General features: G+C 69.2%; 18 protein-coding genes. 10 read left to right on the forward strand and 8 right to left on the reverse strand.

The annotated features are described in order from the left end of the window. Positions 1-130 precede the first annotated feature (130 nt). Positions 131-1,831 carry a thiamine pyrophosphate-dependent enzyme gene (locus tag FPZ41_RS09290; RefSeq protein WP_152860917.1) on the reverse strand — a complete coding sequence of 567 codons (1,701 nt, stop codon included), beginning with the start codon at positions 1,829-1,831 and terminating at the stop codon, positions 131-133. Between the two features lie 473 nt (positions 1,832-2,304). Here FPZ41_RS09290 and FPZ41_RS09295 point away from each other — a divergent pair, with 473 nt between their 5' ends. The 5 genes from FPZ41_RS09295 to FPZ41_RS09315 all read left to right on the forward strand — a co-directional run bounded on the left by FPZ41_RS09295 (position 2,305) and on the right by FPZ41_RS09315 (position 7,630). Beyond that, positions 2,305-3,666 (forward strand): MFS transporter, encoded by a 1,362-nt coding sequence (locus FPZ41_RS09295; RefSeq protein WP_228022624.1) that lies wholly within the window; start codon positions 2,305-2,307, stop codon positions 3,664-3,666. Further along, positions 3,663-4,064 carry a RidA family protein gene (locus FPZ41_RS09300; protein WP_152860919.1) on the forward strand — a complete coding sequence of 134 codons (402 nt, stop codon included), beginning with the start codon at positions 3,663-3,665 and terminating at the stop codon, positions 4,062-4,064. Before FPZ41_RS09295 ends, FPZ41_RS09300 begins: the two co-directional genes overlap by 4 nt. Next, positions 4,061-4,861 (forward strand): RraA family protein, encoded by an 801-nt coding sequence (locus FPZ41_RS09305; protein WP_322620006.1) that lies wholly within the window; start codon positions 4,061-4,063, stop codon positions 4,859-4,861. Before FPZ41_RS09300 ends, FPZ41_RS09305 begins: the two co-directional genes overlap by 4 nt. Positions 4,862-4,906: 45 nt before the next feature. Beyond that, positions 4,907-6,289 (forward strand): NAD-dependent succinate-semialdehyde dehydrogenase, encoded by a 1,383-nt coding sequence (locus FPZ41_RS09310; protein WP_322620007.1) that lies wholly within the window; start codon positions 4,907-4,909, stop codon positions 6,287-6,289. 156 nt (positions 6,290-6,445) lie between these two features. Further along, positions 6,446-7,630 (forward strand): PucR family transcriptional regulator, encoded by a 1,185-nt coding sequence (locus FPZ41_RS09315; RefSeq protein WP_152860923.1) that lies wholly within the window; start codon positions 6,446-6,448, stop codon positions 7,628-7,630. A gap of 136 nt (positions 7,631-7,766) precedes the next feature. Here FPZ41_RS09315 and FPZ41_RS50175 read toward each other — a convergent pair whose 3' ends face one another. Together FPZ41_RS50175 and FPZ41_RS09320 are read right to left on the reverse strand one after the other, a co-directional pair. Continuing rightward, complete coding sequence (locus FPZ41_RS50175) at positions 7,767-8,030, reverse strand: hypothetical protein (protein ID WP_228022625.1); 264 nt, start codon at positions 8,028-8,030, stop codon at positions 7,767-7,769. Beyond that, the gene (locus FPZ41_RS09320) at positions 7,916-8,464 is read right to left on the reverse strand and encodes a DUF1062 domain-containing protein (protein WP_322620008.1); all 549 of its coding nucleotides are present in this window, start codon (positions 8,462-8,464) and stop codon (positions 7,916-7,918) included. Before FPZ41_RS09320 ends, FPZ41_RS50175 begins: the two co-directional genes overlap by 115 nt. Before the next feature lie 436 nt (positions 8,465-8,900). Between FPZ41_RS09320 and FPZ41_RS09325 the strand changes: the two genes are divergently transcribed. Both FPZ41_RS09325 and FPZ41_RS09330 read left to right on the forward strand, forming a co-directional pair. After that, complete coding sequence (locus FPZ41_RS09325; RefSeq protein WP_152860925.1) at positions 8,901-9,521, forward strand: SMI1/KNR4 family protein; 621 nt, start codon at positions 8,901-8,903, stop codon at positions 9,519-9,521. 507 nt (positions 9,522-10,028) lie between these two features. Continuing rightward, complete coding sequence (locus tag FPZ41_RS09330) at positions 10,029-11,087, forward strand: LacI family DNA-binding transcriptional regulator (protein WP_322620009.1); 1,059 nt, start codon at positions 10,029-10,031, stop codon at positions 11,085-11,087. A gap of 64 nt (positions 11,088-11,151) precedes the next feature. Here the strand turns inward: FPZ41_RS09330 and FPZ41_RS09335 are convergent, their stop codons facing one another. Genes FPZ41_RS09335 through FPZ41_RS09350 form a run of 4 tightly spaced genes read right to left on the reverse strand, consistent with a single transcriptional unit; the run spans position 11,152 to position 16,703 of the window. Further along, positions 11,152-13,494, reverse strand: a complete 2,343-nt coding sequence (locus FPZ41_RS09335; RefSeq protein WP_152860929.1) for a glycosyl hydrolase family 65 protein — start codon at positions 13,492-13,494, stop codon at positions 11,152-11,154. Then, positions 13,495-14,367 (reverse strand): carbohydrate ABC transporter permease, encoded by an 873-nt coding sequence (locus FPZ41_RS09340; RefSeq protein ID WP_152860931.1) that lies wholly within the window; start codon positions 14,365-14,367, stop codon positions 13,495-13,497. It lies immediately after the preceding gene. Next, positions 14,364-15,317, reverse strand: coding sequence for a carbohydrate ABC transporter permease (locus tag FPZ41_RS09345; RefSeq protein WP_181586884.1), 954 nt, complete (start codon positions 15,315-15,317; stop codon positions 14,364-14,366). Before FPZ41_RS09345 ends, FPZ41_RS09340 begins: the two co-directional genes overlap by 4 nt. Positions 15,318-15,329: 12 nt before the next feature. Beyond that, a complete protein-coding gene (locus tag FPZ41_RS09350; RefSeq protein ID WP_322620010.1) occupies positions 15,330-16,703 on the reverse strand; it encodes an ABC transporter substrate-binding protein in 1,374 nt (457 codons plus the stop codon). Positions 16,704-17,026: 323 nt separating this feature from the next. Here FPZ41_RS09350 and FPZ41_RS50180 point away from each other — a divergent pair, with 323 nt between their 5' ends. Continuing rightward, complete coding sequence (locus tag FPZ41_RS50180) at positions 17,027-17,548, forward strand: TetR/AcrR family transcriptional regulator (protein ID WP_407698767.1); 522 nt, start codon at positions 17,027-17,029, stop codon at positions 17,546-17,548. Next, positions 17,545-17,877 (forward strand): hypothetical protein, encoded by a 333-nt coding sequence (locus FPZ41_RS09360; RefSeq protein ID WP_152860933.1) that lies wholly within the window; start codon positions 17,545-17,547, stop codon positions 17,875-17,877. The genes FPZ41_RS50180 and FPZ41_RS09360 overlap by 4 nt, the downstream gene beginning before the upstream one ends. 105 nt (positions 17,878-17,982) lie before the next feature. Here the strand turns inward: FPZ41_RS09360 and FPZ41_RS09365 are convergent, their stop codons facing one another. Beyond that, positions 17,983-18,126, reverse strand: coding sequence for a hypothetical protein (locus FPZ41_RS09365; protein WP_194236037.1), 144 nt, complete (start codon positions 18,124-18,126; stop codon positions 17,983-17,985). Between the two features lie 323 nt (positions 18,127-18,449). Between FPZ41_RS09365 and FPZ41_RS09370 the strand changes: the two genes are divergently transcribed. After that, the gene (locus FPZ41_RS09370; protein WP_152860934.1) at positions 18,450-18,947 is read left to right on the forward strand and encodes a hypothetical protein; all 498 of its coding nucleotides are present in this window, start codon (positions 18,450-18,452) and stop codon (positions 18,945-18,947) included. Positions 18,948-19,151 lie beyond the last annotated feature (204 nt).

Here is a 19,151-nt window from a genome sequence, read left to right on the forward strand (position 1 = left end):
GGCTTGTTGGGCTTGGGCTCGTTGGGCTGGGGGGCTCGTTGGCACTGGGAAGGTGGAGGCAGGAGGGGCCTTGGCTCACAGGCGTCGGCCGGGAGAGGTGAGGCTGACGTCGGAGACCTCGCCCAGTGGCTCAGCCGGCGGTCGCCGGAGCGCGGACCGCGGGATCCTGGATCAGGTGGAGCACGGCCGGGAGCCCGCTCGCGCGAGCACGCCGGAACGCCTCGCGGAAGCCGTGGGCCGAGGTCACGGTCTCGCCGTACGCACCGTACGAGCGGGCCCACGCCGCGAAGTCCGGGTTGGTCAGCTGGGTGCCCGACGGGCGGCCCGGGTAGGCGCCCTCCTGGTGCTCCCGGATCGTCGCGTAGCAGCCGTTGTCGACCACCAGGGCGACGAAGGCGGCGCCGTATCCCACTGCGGTCGCGACCTCCTGACCGTTCATCAGGAAGCAGCCGTCACCCGCGACGGACACGACCTCGCGCCCGGGGAAGGCCAGCGAGGCGGCGACGGCGGCCGGTATGCCCATGCCCATGGCGCCGTTCCGTGGTGCGACAAGGGAGGCCGGGGCCCGGTGGGGGAGGTAACGGGCGGGCCACAGGGCGTGGTTGCCGGCGCCGTAGGTGATGACGGCGTCGTGCGCGAGCTCCTCCCGCAGTACGCCCATGACCGCTGTCAGGTCCACGTGGGCGTCGTTCGCGGCCGGTTCGGCGGCAGGGGTGCTGAAGCGGGCGTGGGCCGTCGTCGCGGTCCTGAACCACGCGACGTCGGCGTCCAGCGCGGCGGGCGCGGTGACGAGGTCGAGGACGAAGGACGGCGCGTGGGCCGGGATGAACTGGTCGATGCGGCCACAGTGCCCGAGAGCGTCGCCGGACAGCACGAGAACCGTTTCCGAGTCGAGGCCGCGGGTGTACCCGTCGCTGAGCACGTCACCGCGCGGAGCGCCCAGGAAGACCGTGAGGTCCGCCTCGTCCAGCAGCCGGGCCGCGTGGTCGCTGCGACCGTATCCGAGCGAGCCGACGTAGGCGCCGACGCCTTCGAGACCATGGGGAACCGCTTCGAGACCACGGTGGACCGCGTCGAGACCATGAGGAACCGCGTCGTAGGCGCGGAAGTCGGCGAGGACGGGGACGGAGCGCTCCGTCGCCCAGCGCACGAGTTCCTGGCCGCTCTGCGCGGTCCATCCTTCGCCTCCGACCACGACGAGGGGCCGCCGCGCACGCTCGAACCGGCGCACCAGCTCCTTCAGCTCCGCTTCGGCGGCGCGCGGCCGGGGCACCGCGAGCGGCTGAACGGTGCGGGAGGAGCCCGCCGGCCGGGTGAGGACGTCCTCGGGAAGGCCGATCACCACGGGGCCGGGCCGACCACTGCGGGCCACATGGATGCTCTCGGAGACGACACGGGCCGCGGCGGCGGGGTCGTCCAGCATGACGACCTTCTTGGCCGTGCTGCCGAACCAGCCGCTGAGGTCGAACTCCTGGAACGCCTCCCGGCCACGGTCGGCCACCGGGATCAGTCCGACGAAGAGGAGCATCGGCGTCGCGTCCTGGTAAGCGGTGTGGACGGCGATGAAGGCGTTCGCGGCTCCCGGCCCCCGGGTCACGACCGCGACTCCGGGCAGCCCCGTCAACCTCCCCTCCGCCAGCGCCATGAAGCCCGCACCACCCTCGTGCCTGGTCACCACGGTCGAGATCGGCGAGTCGTACAGCCCGTCGAGAACGTCGAGGAAGGACTCCCCCGGAACCCCGTACACCCGCCGCACGCCTTCGCGCTCCAACTGCGCGACGATCAGATGGCCCGCGGAGAGGGGGCGCTCGGGGGGTTCGGGGTTCGCCATCGGGGTCTGTTCCTTTTATTCAGGCCGCAGATGCACGGCTATTGAGGTCACGGTCACCCGTCATTGTTGCTTTCGGGGCGACCGGGAACACGGGGCAATGGACCCCGGATAAAAGCGCAGCGATGTGCAGATGAACATGGCCACCGAGTCCGACCGGGTCCGACCGGGTCCGAGGAGGGGTCCGGCAGGGTCCGGCCGAGAATTTCCCCGCATGCCCGTGGGAACTCGATGCCCGTACAGCCCTATGCCCGTAGCAATCCGATGTCCGTAACAACCCGTAACGAGAAGTTTTCATTCAGGCTTCGGTCGGGCAGCCGAAGCGCGACGTGGCACATTGGTCATCTGCACACTCGTCGGCCTGCGGCGATGTGCTTCTGCTTCTTGTGGTCGACGAAGTCGTCGATGCACCGTTGGCCAACCGCACGGCGCCCGCGCAGCACCTCGACGATTCCTCTGCTCAGACCGGAGTTCCCATGACCACTTCCGCCTCCCCGCCGAACACCGGCGGCCGGCTCGACGCGACGAAGATGCGCAGGATCTCCCTCGCCAGTGTGATAGGCACCGCGGTCGAGTGGTACGACCTTTTTCTGTTCGGTACCGCCTCCGCGCTGGTGTTCGGCAAGGTGTTCTTCCCTGAGTTCGATGGAGCCGTCGGCACGATTCTGTCGTTTCTGACATTCGCCTCCGCTTATCTGGCGCGCATGGTGGGTGCCGTGTTCTTCGGCCATTTCGGAGACCGGCTGGGCCGGAAGTCCATGCTGCTGATCTCCCTGACGGCGATGGGCGTGGCCACTTTCGCCATCGGCCTCGTCCCCGGTTATGACGCCATCGGCGTGGCCGCGCCCCTGACGCTGCTCGGCCTCCGTGTGATCCAGGGCCTCGCGCTGGGCGGCGAGTGGGGCGGCGCCGTGCTCATGACCGTCGAGCACGCACCGCACGACCGGCGCGGATTCTTCGGTTCCATGGTCCAGGTCGGCGTACCGATCGGGACGCTGCTCGCCAACGGGGCGTTCCTGCTGGTGGCCACCAACATGAGCGCCGACGCGCTGCTCTCGTGGGGATGGCGGATCCCCTTCCTGGCCTCGGCAGTTCTGGTCGGGGTCGGCATCTACATCCGGGTCCACATCGAGGAGACGCCCTCCTTCCAGACGGTCAGGGAGGAGGGAGCCAAGGCCAAGATCCCGTTCTTCGCACTGATGCGCCGGTACTGGCGTCAGGTGCTGCTGGGTGGTGTCGCGACGCTGTCCACGGGGTCGACCTTCACCCTCATGGTGGCCTCCGGAGTGAGCTACGGGACCAACGGCCTCGGCCACTCGAAGAGCCTGATGCTGTGGGCGGTCATGCTGTCCTGCGGCATCGCGTTCGTGGCGATCCCGTACTTCGGCCGGCTGTCCGACCGGGTGGGCCGCAAGCCCGTCATTTACGCGGGCATCGCGGCGGAGGCCGTGCTGGCCTTCCCGTTCTTCTGGCTGCTGGACACCCGGTCGGCGCCCCTGGTCTTCGTGGCCTACGCGCTCATGATGGTCGCGTTCTCCGCCAACTACGGCCCGATCGCGACCTTCCTCGCCGAACTCTTCGGCACCCGGGTGCGGTACTCGGGCCTCTCGGTCGCCTACATGCTGTCCGGTCTGCTGGGATCCGCGGCGACTCCGGCCGTCACCGCGTGGCTGCTGTCGCTCACCGGAAGCAGCTCCTCGATCGCCTGGTACGTCCTCGGCGCCGCGGTCGTGTCCCTGCTGGCACTGCTCCTGCTCGCCGAGACCCGCTTCGGGGACATCGACGAGCCGGGCGTGGCGACCCGGCCCGCCGCGCGCCCGATCGGGGCCGGCGCATGAACGTGGGCAGCGGGATCACGCGCGTCGACTCGGCCCCCGGCGTCCCGGCCGCTGTCGGCCCCTACGTCCAGGCGACGTCCGCCGGCGGATTCGTCTTCACCACCGGCCAGATCCCGGCCGCCCCGGGACGGTCGATCGGAACGTTCGAGGACGAGGTGCGAGCGACGTTGCGCAACCTCGAAGCCGTACTCGTCGAGGCGGGCTCCGATGTCGACCACATCGTCAAGGTCAACACCTACCTCAGCTCACCGGACCAGCTCGCGCCCTACAACGAGGCGTACGAGGAGTTCTTCGCCGACCGCCGCCGGCCGGCGCGGACCACGGTGTGCGTGGGGCTGTGGGGAGTGTCCCTGGAGATCGACTGCATCGCTGTGGTCAGGGCGGGAGCGGAAGAGTGAGCGTCACCGGTTCCGGTGCCACCGGCTCCAGCGTCATCGGTTCCGGTGCTGCTGGCGCCTGCGTCCCTGACTCCAGCGCCACCGGCGCCTGCGTCACTGGCTCCAGTGCCACTGGCGCTTGCGTTACTGACCCCAGCGCCACGGGCCCTGGCGTCCCTGGCCCGAACCCGGCCGAGCCCGGACATGCGGACCTGCTGGAGCGCCTCCAACGAGTCGACCTCCCGACCCTCGGCCATCTGCTGGAGGAGGGCTTCGTCGGCTCGGCCATCCGTCGACTGGGGCAACCGCGACGGATGGCCGGAACGGCCGCCACCCTCGCCCTCGACGCCCCGGACGCCACAGCGGTGAACCGCGCGCTCGTCGCACTGCGCCCCGGTGAGGTACTGGTCATCGACATGGGCGGCGACCACGCCCACGCGCCGATCGGCGCGGTCACGGCCGCCGCGGCGCGAGCGCGTGGGGCCGCGGGCATCGTCGTCGACGGAGTGGTGACCGACGTGGACGCGCTCACGGACCCGCGCTCCGGCATGCCCGTCCACGCTCGGGGCACCAGCTGCCTCACCACCAAGCGACTGGACGGCCGGGGCGGGCGACGCCAGGTGCCGGTGGACATCGGGGGTGTCCGCATCGCACCGGGGGACCTCGTCCTCGGCGACGCCAACGGCGTGATCGCCCTGCCGCCGACGTGGCTGGCCGCCGTCGTACACGAGGCGGAACTGGCGGACGCGGCCGAGCCGGACCTCATCCGCCGCATCCGGGCGGGCGAGGACCTCCGGACGCTCCTCCACCTCGGCTGACCGGAAACCGGGCCACGCACAATGCGAAGGAAAGAGCAAGAGCACGTGACGGAATACAAGATCGTCAACCCGGCCACGAACACGCTCGTGCGGCGGTACCCGACGGCGGACGACGCCACGGTCGACCGCGCGATCGAGGCCGCCGCGGAGGAGTTCACCGACTGGCGGCGACGCCCGGTCAAGGAGCGGGCCGACGCAGCCCTCGCCGTGTCGCGGGAGTTCGAGACCCGGCGAGAGGAACTGGCCGCGATCATCACCCGCGAGATGGGCAAGACCACCCGCGAGGCCCTGGCGGAGGTGGACCTGTCGGCGGCGATCTTCGCGTACTACGCGGAGCACGGCCCCGCCTTCGCCGCGGACCAGCGGCTCGACATCCGCGGCGGCGACGACGTGGTCGTACGGTCCGAGCCGCTCGGCGCACTGCTCGGCGTCATGCCCTGGAACTACCCGTACTACCAGGTCGCCCGCTTCGCGGCACCCAACCTGGTCCTCGGCAACACCGTCATCCTCAAGCACGCCCCGAGCTGCCCGGAGTCGGCCCAGGCCATCGAGGACATCATGAGGGCCGCCGGACTGCCGGCCGGCGCGTACGTCAACGTGTACGCCACCAACGAGCAGGTCGCCCGCATCATCGAGGACCCGCGGGTCCAGGGCGTGTCGCTCACGGGCTCGGAGCGTGCCGGACGCGCGGTGGGCGAGGCCGCGGGCCGCCACCTCAAGAAGTACGTCCTCGAACTCGGCGGCTCCGACCCCTTCATCGTCCTCCCCGACGCCGACCTGGAGGCCGCCGTCAGTGCCGCCGTCGAGGGCCGCATGGGCAACGCGGGCCAGGCGTGCACCGCCTCGAAGCGGTTCATCGTGGTCGACCCTCTCCACGACCGCTTCCTCGGCGCCTTCACCGACGCGGTGCGGGCCCTGACCACCGGAGACCCGACCGACGACAATGTCTCCTTCGGTCCCCTCTCCTCCGAGGAAGCCGCCCGAACAGTGATCGCGCAGGTGAGCGACGCGGTGGAGCAGGGCGCGACGGCGGTAACCGGAGGCACACGGCCGACCCGCACGGGCGCCTTCATCGAGCCGACCATCCTCACCGGTGTCACCCCCGACATGCGCGCGTACCACGAGGAGATCTTCGGCCCGGTCGCCGTCGTCCACCGCGTCCCCGACACCGCGACGGCCATCCGCCTGGCCAACGACACGCCGTACGGCCTCGGCAGCGTCGTGTTCGGCCGCGACATCGCCGCCGCGAAGGCGGTCGCCGACGCACTCGACGTCGGCATGGTCTCGATCAACGGCCCCTCCGGCACCCAGGAGGACCTCCCCTTCGGCGGGGTCAAACTCTCCGGTGTGGGACGGGAGCTGGGCGCCTACGGAATGAGCGAGTTCGTCAATCGGAAGGTCATACGGGTACGGGGACGAGCGAGCTGACAGGCTCAAAGCCGGGGCCGAAGCCGAATCCGGGACCGGACTGCATCGACTGCAGCGGACCGGACCGGACCGGACTCGACCGGACTGCATCCCCCTGCCGGACTGGACCGGACCCCACGTTTGAAGCCAGGTGAGGACGAGGCCACGATGGAGCACATGCACACGCCGCACTCGGCCCTGCCCCCGCCGGACCCTCATGTCGTCGCTCTGGCGCGCGAGTGCCTGGAGGAGATCGACAGCCTGGTCGACGAGTGGGCCGAGTACGTCGGGCCGGTCCGCGCCCCCTACTCGGACCTGGTCTCCCGGCAGGAGTTCCGCGACAGCGCCTGGCAGGCGTTCGAACTGCTGCTGCGCACCGTGGCCCGGCTACCCGTGCCGGAACACATCGCCGGCGTCTCCGAGCGGGTCGGCGAACAGCGGGCCCGGCAGGGCGTTCCGCTGGACGCACTGCTGCAGGCGGCGCGCGTGGACTTCCGGGTCGTCTGGGCCGCCCTGGTGCGGCGCGCGGGCGACGAGGGCAGGGCGCAACTGGTCACCTCCGCCTACTACGTGTGGGAGGCGGTCGAGCGCCATGTCACCGGCATCATGACCGCCTATCAGCGCACCGTCCTGGAGATGGGACGGCGGACGGAGGACGAGCGGCGTCTGTGGTTCAGCCGGCTCCTGGACAGCCACGGCCGCAACCCCACCGTGGTGCAGGACGCCGCGCTGGCGCTCGGTTTCCAGGTGTCCGGGCACTTCCTGTGTGCGGTGGCGCCCGGAGGCGGCGAAGCGTCGCTGCGTTCCGTCGCGAACGCACTCCGCACCCTGGGTGCCCCGCTGCAACAGCAGGCGGTCGCCGCGGACATGGTCCTGGTCGTTCAACTGGGCCCTCGACTGACCCGAGAAGCGGTACTGGCACAGCTCGACGGAACGCCGTGCGGCGTGTCTCCCGCAGTGACCGGACTGACCGAGGTGCCCCGCGCGGTGACACTGGCGACTGCCACGGCCCGAGTGCTGCCCCGCGATGCCACGGGACCGCGCCGGCTGGAGGACAGCTGGCTCGACGTCCTGGTCCATCGGGCCGAGGACCTCGGCCGCGATCTGGCGGCCGACGTACTCGGCGGGCTGTGCACGGGAGTTCCCCCGGTGGAGGCGGATCGGCTGCTGGAGACCGTTCAGGTCCACCTGTCCGGCAGCGGATCCGTCGCGGACACAGCCGCCACCCTGTACTGCCACCGCAACACGATCCAACAGCGCCTCAACCGCTTCGCCGAACTCACCGGCCGCGACCCCAGACGCCCCGAGGACGCGGCTTTGGTGATCCTGGCACTCAGCGCGAACCGCCTACAACAGACGTGACGCGGAGGGCGATCGGCCCGCTGCGGGTGCTGCCGTCGTTGCAGGACACCAAAGCCGGACAGTGGCCCTTGGCGGTCTGCCGCCGCTGGCGAAAGCAGACGGCGACGGCAGACGGCGACGGCAGACCGGCCCTGGCTCAGCCGGCGAGATTCCCGCGGTATTCCACAGGCCCCTCACCGGGGAACTGGGCCGTGCCCTCGAACCGCGTGCTTCCACGTGCAGAGCCGTACCGGCTCGGGCCTGTCCGACGGATCCTGCCGGACAGGCCCTGGTCCCGAGGAGGGCTCAGCGCTTGAGCATGAAGGTGAAGTCGCCGGAGAGCTTGCCGCTCAGCCGGACTGCCGAGACGAGCTTCCCCTCCGTGATCAGTCTCTCGACCTCGGCCCGTGAAAGACCGCAACCTTCAGCGATCAGTCGCACCGGCCGGACAGGGATCCGCGCCGCAAAGCGTACTGAGATGTCGATCACCTCGCGGTCCAGGTGATCCGATCCGTCGGTGTCCAGGCGCCAGGCGTTCTCCCAGTCGAGGGCGATGCGACTACGGCGCCGCACGACCGGATCCTGAAGCAACTCAGCTGCGAGGCCAGGGTCGTTGTCATGCATGCGGTCCAGCAGCTCGGGCCGTACGGAGCGCACATTCATCCGCTCCAGGACCGTGAGCTTTGCAGTTTCCCCGCAAACGGTACAGAGGGCGAGGAGCCAGGCGTCGATGAGCTTGTGGTTTGCGTTGACACGAAATTTACCGCTTGTCCGGAAGCGCCCTGACGCGCACGCGTGGCAACGGCGGAGAACGAGCGGCAGGCAGGTGGGTGCGACCACCCAGTTATTGGGCACAGAAGTACACCGGTTTCGGTGAGAAGTCCACAGCAAAAAGCAGCGCGGCGCATATGCGCGACGCGCGACCAATCAGCGCTTGGGAGGTCTCACACGGTGTACAATGGCATGTCCTTGACCAGACGACTTGGTTCGGCAGCACGGTAAGGGCGCACAGCGACGCTCTTCCACTGGTTTTCGGGCGCCGCCTCACCGCCAGGTCCAGGTCCGGGTCCGGCGGATCACGGACGAAGCCAGAGCCAGATTGCGGCAACGGTCATGGTGCCGTGGAAGACCAGTGCCTGACGCCCCGTGATTACGACACCGGCTCCAACCTGGCGGATCCGGGCCGGACGCTTCTGGAAGTGACGCGCCACCTTCCTGACCTGCACGCACTCCAGCCGCCGTCCTTCTGGCCCGTGGAGGCTGTCAGTACCAGGTGGCAGGATGCCGTGCCATGACCGCACCGATCAGTGAGTCATGGACGCGAATCGAGAACTGGCTGGCCGAGCACGCCCCGGCAACCTACGCCGCGCTGGCCCCGCCCGCGGATCCGGCGGACATCGCCGCAGCCGAACGCGTCATCGGCAGGCCACTCCTGAAGCCCTTGGTGATGTCGCTGTCGCGACACGACGGTCTCCTCGACCAGCGGTTCTCTCTGCTGCCAGGGTTCTACAGACCGATGAGTGCACGCGAGACAGCGGCGGAGTGGCAACTCTTCACCAGCTTCTACGACAAGCGCACTGCGGATGAGGAAGGAGAGGAGGCGGACTACGACTTCATGAAGATGGGGGCCAGCAGGGTCCTGTACGGCCATCCGCAGTTGATCCCCATTGCGCGGGACGTGCGCGGGGGTTGCCTCGTACTCGACCACCGTCCCGAGATCGACCGGGGGCGCGTCCACCAAGTCGAGGCCGAGCAAGGCATTATGCGCGGATCACACGGGATGTGGACGTCCCTGCCGGTGCTCATGGAGATGATCGCCACGTCTCTCGAGACCAACCAGCCCCTCAACGACTACACGCCCGCAGTGGACGAGGAGCAGAGGCTGTACTGGCTTCATACCGCTGCGCAGTGACGGGACCTTGCACCGGTCATGACGCAGCAGCGGACAATGAGGTCGGTGGAGCGGCTTTGGGCTGGAGCTGCTTCGGGGCGAGTGATCACGGTCCCGTAAGCCTCCGGCGAATCGGGCAGTCTGTGCACGCCGTTTGGAACACGCAGCGCGAAGCCATGAGTCACCTTTGTCTGGTGCCCCCGGCATGGGCCTGCCGAATCCTTCGCCGTACCGGGCCCACGCGAGGCGGCGTAGCTGTCGTCGCGGGCGAGTACGCCACCGGGGCAGCCTGGCGCGAAGCTGCCCCGAGGGGACGTCGGCCGAGCCCGGTCCCGAGCCATGCGCCTCGACGTCGACCGTCTGCTGCCCACTGGCTCTCCCACACCTCGGGGCGTGGCCTCGACAGCCTCCGTGTGAACGATAAAATCGAGGGTCCCAGCCTGGGTCAGGGAGAGCGAGGGGGAGACTGTGACAGCCGGTTTCCGCGACACACGGCCGTCGCCTGCGCAGCCCGTGACCATTTCGGACGTGGCCGAGGCCGCAGGCGTATCGCGGCAGACGGTCTCCAATGTGCTGAACGCACCGGACCGCGTGCGCGCCGAGACGCGGGAGCGGGTCACAAAGGTCATCGCCGATCTCGGCTACCACCCCAACCACATGGCGCGCTCGTTGCGGGCGAGTTCGCCCCGCATGATCGGCTGCCGCATCCAGCCGCTGCACGCGGAGACGGTGGCCGCCATCCAGGACCGGTTCCTGCACGCGCTCGCCGAGGCGGGGCAGGAGTGCGGTCATCACCTGTTGCTGTTCGCGGCCGCGGATGTCGCCGCGGAGGCCGAGCAGTGCACGGCCCTGTGGCGTGCGGGGGCCGTGAGCGGGGTCGTGCTCTACGACATCACGCCCGACGATCCGCGGCCCGGCCGGCTCACCGCGGCCGGGGTGCCGTTCACGGCCTTCGGGCGTACGGCGGTGGGCACGGAGAGCTACAGCTGGGCCGACGTCGACAACACGGCGGGAACCGCCTCGGCCGTCGACCACTTGGTCGCGGCCGGTCACCGGCGCATCGGATTCCTGGGCTGGCCCGAGGGGTCCAGTGCCGGCGACGCGAGGGCGCACGGCTGGCTGACGGCCGTGGACCGGCACGGTCTGCTCGCGGCGAGTCACCGACTGGACGTGCGAGGCGACGACACGACGACGACCGGTTCCCGGCTGATGAGGGAGCTCCTGGACAGGCCCGGCCCGCCGACCGCCGTCGTCGCGGCGACCGACACGTTCGCGGTGGGGGCGCTGCACGCGGTGCGCGACCAAGGGCTCCGCCCCGGCCGGGACGTCGCCGTGGTGGGCTTCGACGACTCTCCGGCGGCCGCGGCGATGGGACTGTCGAGCGTTCGTCAGCCGATCAAGGAGGTGGGCCGGCTGGTGATGGCGGAGGTACTGCGGCTGACCGGCCGGCCCCCCGGTGCGGACGGCGAACCGCCCCAGGAGCCACTGCACCGGCTCCTGGCGCCCGAGTTGGTCGTACGTGCGAGCTCCGCGCCGTCACAGGGCTCGCCCCCGGCCGGTTCGGACGCCAGTCCGCTGTGCCTCTAGGACCCCGGCACGCAAACGTGGCCTGCCGGGGCACTGGCGGACCGAGATACGCGGCCGCACGTCGTCATCGATACGGCGTGGACGTCCGCGTGGCGACCATGACCTCGCCCCCGGCCGGCACCTGCCGCAGTGTGCCCGCCGTCTCCACCGGGAGCGGCTCACCTGTGTGGAGCCGTACGGTCGTGCCGTCGTGGCGGATGTCCACGTCGAAGACACGGCCCTGCCAGCGGAGCCGCCGCAGGGTGATGCCGTCCAGGGAGCCGGGCAGGATGGGCGCGAGGACGACCCGGTCGGTGCGCCGGCGCAGTCCCGAGTAGCCGTACAGGAACTCCTGAAGAAAGCCGCCGTGGCCGGTCAGGAAGGTGAAGGCGCCCCCGGCTCGATCCTCGGCGAACTGCTCGAAGGGCGGTCTGACGAACGGTTCGACACTGCGCCGGGTGTACTCGAAGGCGGCCTCGGCGTCGCCGAGTTCGGCAAGGACGATGGAGTGGACCGAGTCCGTCATCGACGGCCCGTCCTCGTCCGTACGGGGGGCGTAGTACTCCAGATCGGCTCGCGTGACCTCGGGGGGCTGCGGGTTCTCCCACGGGTAGGCGAGCATCACCACGTCGGCCTGCTTGATCGTCTGGCCCTCGTACCCGGTGAACTCCGGGTGGATGCCCAGTGCTTCGTCGAACGGGACGACGATGCGGTCCGCGGTCTCGGCCCACCGCGGGTCGGCGCTCACGCCGAGCGCCTCGGCGGCCAGAGCAGCGAAGCGAAGGGCGTCGCGGGCGGCGACGTTGGTATAGACGGAGTCGTCCTTCGGTTCGACCGCGTACTCGTCCGGCGGTATCACGCCGTTGATGTGGCAGCGGCCGTCGGCGTCGGCGGTGACGCGGTCGGCCCAGAAGTCCGCGACCGCGCTCAGCACGGGCAGCCCTGCGGTACGCAGCCATGCGTGGTCGCCGGTGGCGAGCCAGTACTGCCAGAACGCCAGGGCCACATCGGCGCTGACGTGCAGTTCCAGGTCTCCGAACGGTACCCACCCGGGGGTGTCCTCGTCCCCGGTGAGTCCGCTCTCCCAGGGGAAACGGGCGCCCCGGTGGCCCTCGGCGGCCGCGGCGGCGCGGGCCGCGTCGAGCCGGGCGACCCGGTAGTCGAGGGCGCTGCGCGCGAGGCGCGGATGCTGGGCGAGCAGGCTCGGCCAGATCCAGGTCTCGGTGTCCCAGAAGACGTGGCCGTTGTAGCCGTCACTGGACAGTCCGCAGGGCGAGGGCGACCAGGGCGAGTCCTCGTGCGCACTGGTGAGGAGGTAGAACTTCGAGGCGCGTACGCGGCGTTGCAGCAGGGCGTCGCCGCGTACGACGATGTCGCCCTCCCACTCGCGCTGCCAGGCACGCCGGTTGTCCTCGGCCAGCCGCGCGTGTCCCTCACGGGCCGCCTCGTCGGCGTGGGCCCGGGCCGTGCTCAGCGGCCGGTCCGCGGTGTGGGACGTCACCACCGACACGTACTTGGTGAAGGTCAGAGGACGTCCGGGAGAGGTGTGGACGGAGATCGTCCGCGATGCGGTGGCGGGGATCGTCTGCGATGCGGTGGCGGGGATCGTCCGCGACGCGGTGCCGTCCCGCGCCGGGAGGGGCCCGTCGTGCCCGGGTCCGCCTCCGCCCCGGCTGCCCGGCCCGTGCACGACGCTGACGAGCGCGGCCGTGACGCCGCTGCCCTCGGCTTCCACCACCGCCCAGATCCGGCCGTCGCCCGCCCCTCGCTCCACGGTCCGGGTGTGCGAGGCGGCGCGCTCGTCCAGCGCGTCGGTGACAAGGAGTTCGCCCGTCCAGTGGGGCGTGACCGTCACGCTCACAACGGCCACGGTCGGCCGGGACCGGTCGGTGAACACCTCGTAGCGCACGTCGGTGACCCGGCCCGCCGGAGAGGTCCAGCGGGCCTCCGTGGTGATCACCCCGGTGCGCAGGTCGAGGCACTGCCGATAGCGCTCGATGCCGAGGGCCGCCCCGGCGCGCGGACTGGTCAGCGGCGCCCAGTCGCCGCCGACCAGCTGCTCGCCACCGTCCGGTACGTTCTCGTCTCCGCCGGGCGGGGAGGTGAACGCGGCGTTGAAGGTACCGCTGCCGTCGCCCACGTCGAGCGTGGACCACGCCGGCAGGGACGCCTTGCGGGACCAGCCACCGTCCCGGCCGGTGTAGAGGCCGGCCACGTGGAACTGGGTGCGCACGGGAGTCTCGGCGAAGCCGTTGCCGGCCGCCGGGACACGTGCGGCGAAACAGCCGTTGCCGGTGAAGGCGGGGTGATGGGCGACGAGCGCGCCGATGCCGGGGCTCTCGTCCCCGGAGGTGCCAAGAGAACCATCCGTGGTCAGCGTCCACGCGTCGTCGGCCGGGGCGAGACTGCCCCTGGTCGGGTCGTTCACCTACTTCAACCCTCCCGCTGTGAGGCCGTCGACGATCCGCCGTTGGAAGAACAGCACGGCCACGACGAGCGGCAGGGTCACCACGACCCCGGCGGCCATCTGTGTACCGAACGGCTGGTCGTATTTGTACTGTCCGGTGAAGAGGGACAGGATCACGTTGGCTGTCATCATCTGACGGTCGTTCACCACACTGATGGCGATGAGGAATTCGTTCCAGGCGCAGATGAAGACGAGGATGGCCGTGGTGAAGACGCCCGGTGCGGCGAGGGGGAGTACGACCTTGCGAAATGCCTGCGCCGGGGTGCAGCCGTCGACCTGCGCGGCCTTCTCCAGTTCGGTGGGCATCTGGCGGAAGAACGCGGTGAGGTTCCACACGGCCAGCGGCAGGGCGAAGCTCATGCTCGGGATGATCATCGCCTGGTAGGTGTTGATCCAGGCGATGTCCGTGAAGAGCCGGAGCAGCGGCACCACCAGGATGATCGGCGGGAACATCGAGGCCGCGATGATCAGCGTCAGGATCAGCGTCTTGCCGCGGAAGTGCAGCCGCGCCAGGGCGTATCCGGCGAAGATGCCGACGACCAGTGTCACGGCGGTGGTGATCCCGGCGACGACGAGGCTGTTGACCAGCGCCTGGCCGAATCCGTTCTTGGCGTCGAAGGCGGACATGTAGTTGTCGAAGGACACCGGGGCGGGCAGCGGCGCGTTCGAGAACTGGTCGCCCGGCCTGCGCAGGCTGGAGACCACCATCCAGTAGAACGGGGCGAGGCAGTAGGCGACGACTGCGGCGATGCCCAGCCGCCGGGCCCAGGTGGCGCCGCGTCTGCCCCCCGTCGCCCCGCGCCGGGCAGATCGTGTGAGAGGCAGCGTGCTCATGGCTCACTCCTGGTGCCGCGGCCGAGCAGATCGGCGCCGAACAGCTTGACGAACGCGAGGGCGACGACGGCGATGTAGACGAACAGGACGGTCGCGTACGCGGCGGCCGAGCCGAAGCGCAGATTGGTCATCTCGTTGAAGGCGGACATGGACAGCGTCTCGACCGAATGCTTGCGCGGCCCCACCAGGATGTACGGCAGGTCGAACATGCGCAGGACGTCCAGGAGGCGGAACAGGACGGCGACCACGAGGGCGGGGCGGACCAGGGGGAGGGTGATCCGCCAGAAGGCACGCCATGCGGAGGCGCCGTCGACGCGGGCGGCCTCGTACAACTCGCCGGGGATGATCTGCAGTCCGGCCAGGACGAGCAGACCGACGAATGGTGCGGTCTTCCAGGTGTCGGCGATGACCACGGCGAGCCAGGCGTGGAACCCGTCGCTGCTCCACAGCACCTGGGTGTCCAGGAGGGAGTTGGCGACTCCCTGGCTGTTGAAGATCCACTTCCAGAGGATGCCGGAGATCGCGGTGGGGATGGCCCAGGGCACGAGGACGGCAGCGCGGACGAACGCCCTGCCGCGGAAGGCCCGGTGCATCACCAGGGCCATGCACACGCCGATGAGGACTTCGAGAGTGACCGAGGCCAGAGCGAACGAGGTGGTGTTCCACCAAGGCCGCAACAGCCGGTCGTCCGAGAAGACGGCGGCGTAGTTGCCGGTTCCGTAGTGCGTGGTGGTCGCCACGAATCCGGTGCTCGGATCGATGCCCTCGCTGGACACCTGGAAGGAGAGCCGCAGGGCGGCCACCACGGGGTAACCGATGACCAGGCCGAGGACCAGCAGTGTCGGCGAGAGCAGGGCCGCGGCCAGGCCGCCGGTCCCGGCCCGGCGCGAGGTGCGCGCGGGCCGGGACGGGCGCACGGTGCGCCCCGGCGTCGGGGTGATGACGGACACGAGCGGGACCGCCTACTTCTCGGCGATCGCCGCAGAGAGGTTCTTCTGCATGTCGGCGAGGGCGGCATCGACGGGCTGCGAACCGCTCATCGCGGCGGCGGCGCTCTCCTGGATGGCGGCCGTGGCGTCGCCGTAACGCACCACGACGGGCCGTGGCGTCGCCGTGGCCAGTGACTCCTTCAGCGTGGCCAGGTACGGGAACTGCTTGCGCAGCGCCGGGTCGTCGTAGAGGTCGGCGTACGGCGGGGCTGCCGAGTTGACCTTCAGGTTGGTGCGGGCGTTCGCCTCGTTGGAGAAGAACTTGATGAAGTCGAGCGCGGTCGCCTTGTTCTTGGCGAACTTGCTGATCGCGAGGTCGAGTCCGCCGAGGCTCGACCTGCCGGGCCCGGTGAGGCCGGGCAGCGGGGCGACGCCGAACTTTCCGGCCACCTTGCTGGAGCCGTCCTTGGCGCCCGCGAGCGCCCACTGGTACGGCCACTGCCGGTGGAAGAGCAGCTTGCCCGACTGGAAGGCACGCCGGCCGTCCTCCTCCTGGTAGGTGGCGGCCTGCTTGGGGATGGTGCCGTCCTTGAAACCGTCGACGAGGAACTGCAGGCCCTTCTTGGCCGCCTCGGTGTCGACCGTCGCCTTGCCCTTGGCGTCGACGACCTCGCCGCCCGCGGAGGCCACGGCCTCGGAGAAGTTGACGGTGAGCCCCTCGTACTTGTCGAACTGGCCGGCGTAGCAGCCGATGTCCTTGCCCTCGGGGGGCTTTTGGACCTTCGCGCAGGTCTCCTTCATCTCGGCCCAGGTGGTGGGGGGCTTGGCACCTGTCTTGTCGAGCAGGTCCGAGCGGTAGAAGAGCAGCCCGGCGTTGGTGTTGAACGGGACGGCGTACTGCTTGCCGAAGTAGTTTCCGGTCTTCACGACGGCGGGGATCATCTTGTCGAGGGGGAACTCGTTGGCCGGCAGCTCGTCGATCCACTGGTTGGCCGCGAACTCGGCGACCCAGATCGGGTCGAGGTTGAGCACGCTGTACGCGTCCGACTTGGTCTGGGCGTTCTGGATGAACTGCTGGCGCTGTTGATCCGCGCTCTCCGGCAGTTCGACCAGGGTGACCTTTTCGTCGGGGTGCTGCTTGTTCCAGCGGTCCAGCTGAGCTTGCAGGGTGCCGGTGGTGTCCTTGCCCGAGGCGAGGGTGATCGGGCCGCGGTCGTTCGACTTCTCCGGGCCGCCCTTGGAGTCGGACGAACCCGAGTCGCCGCACCCGGCGAGCACCGACGCGCACATCACCGCGGCAAGGGCGGCCGCTGCCCGCCGCCGCGGCGCAGTTCCCCCGTGCCCCGAAGGTGTCCGTCCCACACCCAACACGATCCGCAACGAACTCACCGAACTCACCGAACTCACCGTGCCCTCCTCGCTGTCTGACCTGAAGGTCGCGGGCCACACCACACACGGCTCCCTGCGGCGGCTCGTCGACGACTGAAACCCCAATTTGATCGTTCAAGATGGCCCCGGCAGTGCGCCCCGTCAACCCCTGGGGAGGGATTCCTCGCACTCCAGCCGACTCATCAGGGTTCCTGAGAGGCCGTCCAAACCGTTCTGCCCTCTTCCGCCATCCTGGAGAATTTGATCGTTCATATAGGCTTCGTCGTTTGTGATACCTGTCTGGGATCTTGTCGGCGGCCTGGAGGACAGGGCGCAGGGCGGGCGCCCGGCCGCGGTTGGTGATGGGGCCGCCGTCGAGTACGTCTGGCGATCACCGCGTGCGTCCCGTAACTGCGTGCGTCCCGGGATGCTGGGCTCAACTGGAGGAGATCGCCCGCAGGGCCGGGGTGGGATCGGCGACCCTGCACCGGCATTTCCCGTCCCGGCGCTCACTGCTCGAAGTCGTCTTCCACGACCGCGTCGAGGCGCTCTGCTCCAGGTCCCGGGAACACGCCAATCGCAGCAGCCCCGACGCCCTCGTCTGCCGTAAGGGCGGCGCGCCCGATTCCGAGCCCGGCAAACGGTCAGGGCAACGGGCTCCGGTCCGCAGGCCTGGACCCGACCCGCCGCCAGTACGTGTGACACCGCTCCCTGCACAGTCCACCAGCAGCCGCGCAGGGGGCGTCTCGTCATGCTCTTGGGGTGGTCCTGCTCGGGGTCCCGCCTCCAGTGCCCCCTTGCCGGGTGGTTTGGGTCATCGCTCGTGCCTGGTAGGCCGATTGATTGCGTGTCAGTTCCTCACCGATTGTGGGAGGTACCCATGAAGTCACGTATGGCTCTTGCGCTCAGCGCGGCTGCAGCGGCGCTCATCGCAGCGATGGCATCACCTGCGGCCTTGGCCGCCACGGCTGCTTCCGAACACGTAGCCCGGACCACCGCCCCGGCGGCCCAGACCGCTCAGGATGACCCCCCGCTCTACCGATGCCAGCAGATCAGGGTGGACTCCTCGACCACAGTCGAGGGTATCGGCTGCATTCCCCCCACCAATCCCGAGCGTTCGTTCTACATCCAGGACCCACAGCGCACCTATTTCTGCGATGCCGGGTTCTACAACGGCCCGTACCTGTTGGGCTTCGAGTGCGTCAGGCTCTGATCCCCAGGCGGCCGTGAGCAGTACCGTCTGACGGCACGATGATCCTCGTCTCGTACAGGGCCCCGGCTGTGCGTTCGGCTCGGGCCCTGTATGGCGACGGGCAGGCTACGCGGCTTCGACGACTTCGATCCGCCGCTCGGCCGCGACAGCCGCTGTCCATTCCTCCACCAGCTCGGCGTACCGAGCCCGCGCGGTCCCGTACAGCAGGCACCCACACCCGGTGACGAGCTCACGGATCTCCGTATTCACGGCCGCAGACGGGCGCACGGAACCAGGGCCTGAGGGGTTGGGGGCATGTCTTCAGCCTGGCGAGCAGAACCGCGAATCACTCATGGCCGCCTCAGCTCTCTTCAGAGCACGCAGACGAAAATGGTCTCGCCCCATACCCTGACAGTGACGAAGCTGCAAGGAAGGGGCGAGACCGTGCCAAATGATTGCTTTGTACGCCCCGTACGTAGCCGGACGTCCACGGACTCACCCGGACACAGCGAGAACTAGTGAGACTGAATGGGACTGGCTGGGTTCGACCCACACCAAGTTATGCGTCCCGGCGGTCGGGTCACACTGCATTCATGGCGAGCTTTCAGCAGCGGAAAGTAGTAGGGGACGCCCACGAACAATACGTCGCCGAACAACTCACCTTGCGTGGGTGGGAAGTCAACGCCAGGGGGCAGGGACTGCTCACCAGGAAGCTCCAAGACGCACTTCGGGTGACCGACAGTTTCATCAGGTGGATCCCCGATCTCATCGCAGCGAAGGGCATGGATCTCGTGCTCATCGACTGCAAGGCCCGCATGACGAGTAGGAACACTGGGCGGCATGCCGTCGAACGCGCAGCTGTGCATGCACACTTGCAGCTCGTTGCCTGGACAAGGCTTCCTGTCTACTACGTCTTCGACGACCTTGGAGTGTTGTCGCCGCACGACGTTCTCATCGCGGGGCAGGAGGGTCCGCACAGCGTCGCGGGATCAGGATCGCCGTACTTCTTGATTTCCGGGAGTAACGCTCGCCGCTTCGATGGCCTGTTTGGCTCGGGGGAGTCGGCTACTCAATGGGGGATTGCCTCGTAGTCCTGATGCCCTCCGCCAATTGAACTGATCAGAAAGGATTAGAGTGACCGGCTCTTGGCAGGGCGAGCTGCTTACTGTGGCGCACCCTTTGACGGAGCACATCCACTACCGAGTCCACGATGCCGATACGGGGGCACTGCTTGGGTTCGGGACCGGGCACAACGGAGCTCTCGGAGCGGTAGTTGCCCATTGCGCCCGGATCCA

This window comes from Streptomyces acidicola (assembly GCF_009377235.1).
GTDB classification, from domain to species: domain Bacteria; phylum Actinomycetota; class Actinomycetes; order Streptomycetales; family Streptomycetaceae; genus Streptomyces; species Streptomyces acidicola.